The sequence below is a fragment of the Mycetohabitans endofungorum genome, assembly GCF_002927045.1.
GTDB classification, from domain to species: Bacteria; Pseudomonadota; Gammaproteobacteria; order Burkholderiales; family Burkholderiaceae; genus Mycetohabitans; species Mycetohabitans endofungorum.
The window spans coordinates 1-1,295 of sequence record NZ_PRDW01000065.1 but is presented as its reverse complement, the minus strand read 5'-3'; the positions used below and the strand labels follow the sequence as shown (position 1 = coordinate 1,295).

The 1,295-nt window shown below is 61.2% G+C and carries 1 protein-coding gene; it reads right to left on the bottom strand.

From position 1 onward, the window contains the following. The coding region (locus tag B0O95_RS15185; RefSeq protein ID WP_146064136.1) for an amino acid adenylation domain-containing protein at nt 1-1,295 on the bottom strand (1,295 nt) is incomplete at both ends.

Below are 1,295 nucleotides of genomic sequence, written 5' to 3'. Positions count from 1 at the left end.
TCCGCGTCGTCTTGATAGTACGTATCGTAGACCTTCTGCCATTCTTCGACTTGATTCGCCTCCGTCGCAAGATCTCGCTCAGCAGGGGCTTCATCAAGCACGATATAGCCAACCAGTTGTTGACTTCCAGCCTGCTCCTCTCGAGCGATTACCGCAGCTTGCGCCACGCCCGGGTGAGCCTGCAGCACCGCCTCAATCTCGCCCAGTTCAACCCGGAAGCCCCGAATCTTGACTTGCTGGTCCGCACGGCCGATAAACTCCAGTGCACCATCCGAGCGCCAATACGCCAGATCGCCCGTCCGGTACAGCCGCGCACCGCTCGCATCGAACGGGTGAGCAATGAAACGCTCGGCGGTCAACCCCGGTCGGTTGAAGTAACCCCTGGCCACGCCCGTACCGGCTATATATAATTCCCCCACGACGCCAACCGGCACCGGACGCAAGCACGCGTCTAAAACGTAGGCCGTGGCGTTATCTAGGGGCGCGCCTATCGGCATCGACGCTTGCGCTTGATACGGCGCCTCGATCAGATGGCAAGTGGCAATGGTCGTCTCGGTCGGTCCATACCCATTGATAAAGCGCAGGGTGGGGCAGTGCTCAAGCACGCGCTGCGCCGCCGCGGACGAGACAATATCGCCGCCCACCGTCAGCTGACGCACACTGCGCAGATAGCTTAAGTCACCTTCAGCCATCACTTGAAACAGCCCTGCGCTCAACCATAGCGCGCTCACCTGATGCGCTCGGATGGTCTCTTGCAGCACGTGCACATCCAACTCACCCGGGGGCACAATGACTGCCTGGCCACCGCACAGCAGCGGCGTCCACAGCTCATACATCGACACGTCAAAGGCGTGCGACGAATGCAGCAGCACGCGATCGCGCACAGCTGACAAGCGCTGATCCAAGGCCATATAGCGCACCGTGCGATGCACAATGCCCACGCCCTTAGGCTGGCCGGTCGAACCCGACGTGTACATCAAATACGCCAGTTGCTCGGGCGAGCACGCCACCGCGGGGTTATCGCTTGGCTCCTGAGCGAGTGACGCATCGGCATCGACGGCAATGACATGGGCAGTGAGCGCATCGCAGCGCGCTTGCAAAGTACGATCTGTCAGTACGACGGGCGCTTGCGTTTCACTCAATAACGTGTGCAGCCGACTGTCGGGCCATTGCTCGTTCAGCGGCATATAGACGCCACCGGCTTTAATGACGGCCAGCGCTGCCACTACGCGCTCGGGCGAGCGTTGCATCAACACGCCCACTGGCGTCTCCGTCACCACGCCCAGCCGGATCAG